Raw genomic sequence first — 7136 nt, 5'->3', positions numbered from 1 at the left:
CCGCCTCAAATTACTTTTGAGACAGCCTCCTTTTTTACCCCCATACATGACAAATTAGTCCCTCTATCCGGTTCCGCCCGGAATGACTCCCCAACCTGCCGGCATTCGCATCCACTTCGCTCAGAAGGTGGCATACTCTCTGGAATGCTAACGTTTGCCCACTTTTTGTAAATCGACTATGCAATAACAGGGATTTTCGACCCATTCTCCGAAGACCAGATGCATTAATACCATATTACATAACAGGTTTAATAAATTCTGACCATTAGAAAGGTGTGATTGACATTAAAAATCATTTCTTATTGGCTCATTTTCACTATTGATCGTAAAAATGGTTGAATTACCCCCTTTTTATGAAAATTCACCCCCTTAAGGATCTTTAATTCTCCCTGTAGTTTTACATTATAAAAGATCAAAATACAGTTTTTGCGCGAGTCAGGACGGTTACATATAAATAGGAGTTCCTACTTAAAGTAGGGACTCCATGGCTGAACAGAGCCTTTTACAGATTGCATTCTGCTAAATCGATTGGTTAAATTTTAGTAGAAATTTCGGGAGCTTGCTTATATGAGAAAAAATGTTTTCATACTTGGTATTTTAAAGGCGCGTGGTGTCAAAAGCATTGCTTTTAACCACTATAATTATATACTATCCTCCATTATTGCCTTCATTTTCACTTATTCAGTACAAACACAAATGCCCATAAGGCTTCAAGGCTTTTTAAATGCCCCTGAAGAGCCTTTGAAGGGTTTCGTCATTAAAAAACTTCCCGGCAAATTAAGTAATGACATGAACGACGCCCGGCGGGGAAAGAATTTGTATGGGAAATCAGGAATGTGAACTATTGACCACCATAAAAATTGAAAAAGTAACCAAACAAAAAACCTTTTATCCCTAAACAGGTAATCCTTTTGTCTACAAAAATTGTAAAAATGAAAAAGAAACTAACTGCAGGTTCAATACCACCAACGCACTTTGGCTGCTTACAGGTGTCGAAGTGGTTTTTACGGCTCACATTTCTGATTGTGTGGGTTTTGGGCATTGCAGCAAACAACGATGCTATTGCTCAGGAAAGTGAAACCAAAATTTCAGGTATTGTTCGCAATGAAAAAGGCGAGCCATTAAGTGGTGTTACTGTTGTTGTAAAAGGCTCGGCCAAAGCCACTATGACCGGTGACGACGGGAAATATGTAATTGTTGTGCCATCAGCTAACAGCGTACTTGTTTTTAGTTATACAGGAATGCGTACAGAGGAGCATAAAGTTGGAGAAAATAGTACTATTAATTTAACATTAGTTGCCACAGACCTGAAACTTGACGATGTGATCATCGTAGGTTACGGGAAACAAAAGAAAGCAACGCTAACCGGCGCTGTAGAACAGGTTACCAGCAAAACATTTGAAAGCCGTGCAATTACCAATGTGGGGCTGGCGCTGCAGGGTGCTTCTCCCGGTTTGGTAGTAACCCGAACCTCACCAAGACCGGGTAATGAGAATATGAATTTTATAATTCGCGGTCAAACATCTGTCAATGGCAGTAAACCACTGATAATTGTTGACGGAGTTCCTGCTATGAACGACTATTCTTTTCAAAATATGAACAGCGATGACATTGAAAGTATTTCTGTATTAAAAGATGCATCGGCTGCTATTTACGGATCCAGAGCTTCAAACGGGGTGATTTTGGTAACCACCAAAAGAGGAAAGGGAAAACTGAAAGTTGATTACACTGGTAATCTTCGCTGGACAACCAATGGCATTATTGGTTATTCGCCCGATATGCAACAATATGCTACCATGTGGTTAGATGCCAATAAGGAAGAAACCAATCCTAACTACTGGATCTGGGGCAGTAAAGACAATTTGCTTAAAATGCAACAGGGAATTGAAGGTGCTTATCCGGTTTTAGGAATTGATTTTTTTATTTACAATTCCAACCGGCTAAAGGAGATGTTTGCCACCCGTTATTCGAAACAACATAATTTAAGCCTTTCGAGCAGCAATGACAGGTCGGCTTACCGCCTGAGCTTTGGTTATGCAGATAATCAGGGAAATCTGGCTACAGCTTACGACGGACAAAAACAATACAACGTCCGGTTCAACCATGATTACAAGTTTTCGGAAAAATTGAAATTAGAATCGACCATTAGTTTGATCGATGCAAAAACCAGTACACCTTCTGTTGGTCTTGACAATACCGTTTACGGTTACGACATGCCGTTTTTCCCTGCCAAAAATCCTTTTGGCCAATGGTTTGCCAGTTTTAACGCTGTTGATGGCGGCGCCCGTAGAAATGCAGCGGCAATGACAACAGATGGGGGCAGGGATAACAGAAACTCGCTGACGGGTAGAATAGACTTAAAAGCCACCTATCAGCTCTACAAAGACCTGGCCTTCGAAGGGATGGCTTCTTTGCAGAACGAAAGGTTCACCCAGGAAAAATATGTTTTGCAAGTGCCGGTTTACAATTGGTATGGAACAATTCAGCGAATTGGCACCGGTACCGAAGGAACCAACAACAGATATTACACCTATGCCTGGACAGGCTATTATCAATATTACTCTGCCTTGCTTCGCTATAATAAAAATATTGGCGAGCACAACATTTCGGCAGTGGCAGGTATCAATGCAGAAAAAAACACTTCTCAATGGGTATCGGCTACCCGGATTGGATTCGATAATTTAGGCGTTCAGGATATAAGCCTTGCTTCCACAGCCTCGGTATCGAACGATGGATTTAAAACTCAAATGGGCCGGTATTCTTATCTGGCAAGAGTAAACTATAATTATGCGGAAAAGTATTTGCTTGAGTTACTTGGCCGCCGCGATGGAAATTCCCGCTTTGCCCAGGGCTTCAAGTTTAAAAACTTCGGCTCGGCATCTGTGGGTTGGGTTTTTACCAGAGAGAATTTTCTTAAAGACCTGAATTCGGTATTGAGCTTTGGTAAAATTCGCGCCAGTTACGGTACTTCCGGTAATGAAGCAAATGATCTCGGTGAATTCGATTATCTCTCTACAGTAAGAGTTAACACTTCCGTATTAGGTCAATCAGGTGCATGGCAAACGGCAACCTCGCTCAATAACAACGGATTGATAAGTTATACGAGAACCTGGGAAAAGGTGCGCCAGAAAAACCTGGGTATCGATTTGAGTTTCTTACGCAACAGACTGACTTCCTCTTTCGACTATTTCGTAAAGGACAATATCGGCATGTTGATCAATGTAAGTTACCCGGCTGTATTGGGTGGCAATGCACCAAAAACCAATAACGGCCATTTCAATACCAAAGGTTGGGAAGCTATAATAGGATGGAACGACAGGAAGGGCGATTTCTCTTACAATGTTGCATTTAATATCAGTAATACCAGAACCAAAGTAACCGGAGTGGAAGGAGCCGATACGTATACGGCAGGGAAAAATAGTATTGTGAACGGATATGCTTATCAGCCATGGTTTGTATATAAGACCGATGGCTATTTTAAAGACCAGAAGGAAGTGGATGCCTATTATACTAAATACGGTACAGTGGCAAATTCTGATCTGTTAGGCCTGCCCCAGGCCAATGCAGATGTGGCTTTACGCCCGGGTGATACGAAGAAAGTAGATGCAACCGGGGTAGGCAATATTACAGGCGTAGGTAGTAAGAACAGTTCTTTGGTCTATGCAGGCGATGGTACCCCTCACTATACATTTGGGTTCAATATGGGCGCATCCTATAAAGGCTTTGATTTTTCTGCGTTCTTCCAGGGGCAATTCAAACAACTCATCATGCGCAGCGGATGGATGTCGTATCCCTTCTTAGCCATTTGGTCGAATCAAAACCCAACCTTCATTGGTAAAACCTGGACGGCAGATAATCCCGGTGCCATTTATCCCCGGTTAACAGTGAATACCACCCGTTCAAAATGGAACTATGCGAATAATGATTTTATGTTGCAAAACAATCGCTATGTACGGCTCAAAACGTTAATCGTTGGATATACACTTCCGAAAAAATTGACCGAGAAAGCGAAACTGCAAAGAGTACGGGTTTATTTCTCAGGAAACGATTTATGGGAAAAAGCGAAGGTGCGTGACGGATATGATCCTGAGATGGGCGAAGCATCTGTAGACTTTAGCACCTCAGATGGAAAAACAACTCCCGGCGGCGGTTACCCCTTTAGCAGAACATGGTCGTTTGGTATTAATGTCGGATTATAATAAACTGAAATTTTACAATGATGAAAAAAATATTCAACTATATAATGGCAGGGGGAATGGTGCTCAGCGTCTTTTCATGCCAGAAAAAATTTGTTGACCTTGAACCCACTGCAATGTTTACAGATGCAGTGTATTTTAAACAGCCCAGCGATTTTAAGGCTTATACAACCAGTTTTTATGGGTATTACTCCTCCAAGGATAACAAATGGTTCAGCCTGATGCCTACCTGGAGCTTTGGTAATATGGATAATGGTTCCGATTTATCGGCAAATGCAAATGGCAATGGCACCGATCTGGGACAGGGCATTATAGCTGTAGTAAGTACCGATAACAGATATGACTTTTCATGGATCCGTACCGCCAATATTTTATTATCAAAGGCGGCAACATATGCCGGCACCGGCGATATCAGCCAATATGTGGGCGAAGCCTATTTCTTTCGTGCTTTTTCTTATTTCGGTTTGCTGAAAACCTTTGGCGGAGTGCCCATTGCCACTACTGTGCTCGATGTGAATTCGCCGGAATTACAGGAGCCGCGTAACAGCCGCTATGAAGTGGTTAATCAAATTTTATCTGATCTCGATTCTGCTATTGCAAAATTACCAACCGAACAACTTATACCTGCCGGTGATAAAGGCCGGGTAAGTAAATGGGCTGCGCAGGCTTATAAAGCACAGGTAGAATTGTACGAAGCCACCTGGGAAAAATATGTGGGCCAGGATCCCGATGGCGATGGTACATCAATCGGCGCCGGCAAAACAGGATATGATGCAGGTAACAAAACCAAATATTTAACAGATGCTGTTGCCTTATGTCAGAGTGTGATGGACAATGGTGGATATGAATTATGGAATAAAAACAACGTTGGCAGCATGGCAAATTCCAGCTCGTGGTATTTGTTCAATCTGGAAGATGCAGGCAGCAATCCCGGTGGATTTGATAAAACGTCAAACAAAGAATTTATTTTGTACACGGAGTATGATTTTACCAATAAGCAAAGCCGCCTTAATATTAGCTGGACCTCCTGGCAACTGTATCCCAGCCGCAAGTTTGTAGACATGCCCGTATGTACCGATGGATTACCCATTGATAAATCTCCTTTATTTCAGGGATATCATAGCGTAGGAGATGAGTTTAAGAGCCGTGACCTGCGCCTGTTGAATTATTTATACGGATCGGCAATACCTCCCACGGGTGGCAATCTGGTGTATGGAAGCCTTGGCGCGAGCGGATATGGCAACGCGAAATATGCCGTGTATGGATATGGCACACGCAGAACAGATAATACCGAATCAGCCAATTTGCCGGTTATCCGGCTGGCTGAAGTGTATTTGACCTATGCTGAAGCGTTGGTTGAGCTGAACGGAACTATCACAGATGCCCAATTAAATGCTTCCATCAATAAATTAAGAAGTCGTGCAGGTGTAGCTTCTCTTACGAACGCGCTGGCAACAACCAACGGTTTGGATATGAAAACCGAAATAAGAAGAGAAAGAGGTGTGGAATTATACCGGGAGGGTAAACGCTTCGACGACCTGAAACGTTGGGGCATTCTGGAAGCTGCCCTCAATCCTTCACGCCTGGGAATGGTTGTAGGCGGCGCAAATTACCCCACTGAATTCAAAACTGCTTCTTCTACAGGTGCCGACAGCGTTATAGCTGCCAGGTATACCGCCGGTTCGTATAGGTTTGGCGAAGAAGATGCAGAAACTTCGGCGGGCAAATTAAAATGTGTGGTTATTGACAGTAAACAAAATCATACAGTGGCCAGGAAGCATTATTTATATCCGCTTCCTCTTCAACAGCTTAACCTGAATTCAAAACTGCTTCAAAATCCTGGTTATTGATATAGGCGTGTTCCCTTGATAATCAGTAAAAATAAATACTAAACAGATGAAAAATAAATTTCTAATTATTGCCTGTTGGTCAATAGTGTCGATACTCTTTGGCGCCGGTTGTAAAAAAGGTCCCCAATTCAGGGAATTTACTTATCCGGCTCAAAGTGCCTCCGGCATCAATTATAACGTAGGTTTTCCGGGGATGAATGTAACCATTAAAGGAACAAACTTCGATACACTTACTGGTGCTGTAAAAGTATGGTTTGGCGGTATTCAGGCAACCACTGTGGTAAGCTGTAGAGATACCCAGATCGTTGTTCAGGTACCAGCAACTGCAGTATCAGGAAAGGTAGGCCTGCAGGTATGGACAACAAAGACCGATTCAATCGGGTCCTTTACGGTGATCCCTGCACCAACCTATAAAAGTATCAGCGCCACCCGCGGTAATCCCGGCGATGTAATAACATTTACAGGGCTTAATTTTCTTCCGGATGTTTCAGCCATTAAAGCAATGATCGGTAGTTCACAAGCCCAGATAGTTTCAAATTCCGCTACGCAGGTTCAATTTAAAGTTCCGAATTCCGTTTCAGGCACCCCCGTAGTGAAATTTAACGACTACCCTCTTCCCGGACCCTTTTTCTTTGTAGGCAACGAACAAAAAATTACCGGTACTTTAATTGGGCATTCGGGTTCGTATGGAAACAATGCGAATACAACAATAGCAGCTGCTGTAGACGGTAACCTCAATACTTATGTAGATGCAGCTACTGCATCGGGTTATGTAGGGTACGATGTGGGAGCAGGAAAATCAGCTAAGCTTACTGTGGTTCGTTATGCGCCACGGAGTGGCCAGGCTGCGCGCATGGTTAAGGGCGAGATCCGTGGCTCTAATGATGCAACGCTTACCAGCTATGATGTTTTATATAAGATAACAACGGCGCCTACAGTGGGTGTTTTAACTGAGACTGCGATCAATGCAGCGAACACCTACCGCTACATCTATTATTATTCGCCGGATGGCTATTGTGATATTGCTGAAATAGAATTTATTGGAACAGTACAATAAAACAAATAAATATATACCTGTGAAAACTTTTCC

Annotated in this window: 4 protein-coding genes; all 4 read left to right on the top strand. The window is 42.7% G+C overall.

Going from position 1 to position 7136, the window contains the following annotated elements; all coding sequences use genetic code 11:
• Positions 1-567: 567 nt before the first annotated feature.
• On the top strand, positions 568-840 hold the full coding sequence (locus tag A3860_RS32340; protein WP_081154664.1) for a hypothetical protein: 273 nt from the start codon (positions 568-570) through the stop codon (positions 838-840).
• A 92-nt stretch (positions 841-932) separates the two neighbouring features.
• Positions 933-4199 (top strand): SusC/RagA family TonB-linked outer membrane protein, encoded by a 3267-nt coding sequence (locus A3860_RS32335; RefSeq protein WP_081154663.1) that lies wholly within the window; start codon positions 933-935, stop codon positions 4197-4199.
• Between the two features lie 17 nt (positions 4200-4216).
• On the top strand, positions 4217-6046 hold the full coding sequence (locus A3860_RS32330; protein WP_245843677.1) for a RagB/SusD family nutrient uptake outer membrane protein: 1830 nt from the start codon (positions 4217-4219) through the stop codon (positions 6044-6046).
• A 46-nt stretch (positions 6047-6092) separates the two neighbouring features.
• The gene (locus A3860_RS32325; protein WP_081154662.1) at positions 6093-7103 is read left to right on the top strand and encodes an IPT/TIG domain-containing protein; all 1011 of its coding nucleotides are present in this window, start codon (positions 6093-6095) and stop codon (positions 7101-7103) included.
• Positions 7104-7136 lie beyond the last annotated feature (33 nt).

The sequence above is a fragment of the Niastella vici genome (assembly GCF_002077945.1).
Lineage (GTDB): Bacteria > Bacteroidota > Bacteroidia > Chitinophagales > Chitinophagaceae > Niastella > Niastella vici.
The sequence above is the reverse complement of the archived record's forward strand: the minus strand, read 5'-3'. Positions and strand labels throughout refer to the sequence as shown.

Coding starts and splice junctions, on each gene's coding strand:
- A3860_RS32340 (WP_081154664.1), top strand. CDS start 568: ATGAGAAAAAATGTTTTCATACTTGGTATTTTAAAGGCGCGTGGTGTC.
- A3860_RS32335 (WP_081154663.1), top strand. CDS start 933: ATGAAAAAGAAACTAACTGCAGGTTCAATACCACCAACGCACTTTGGC.
- A3860_RS32330 (WP_245843677.1), top strand. CDS start 4,217: ATGATGAAAAAAATATTCAACTATATAATGGCAGGGGGAATGGTGCTC.
- A3860_RS32325 (WP_081154662.1), top strand. CDS start 6,093: ATGAAAAATAAATTTCTAATTATTGCCTGTTGGTCAATAGTGTCGATA.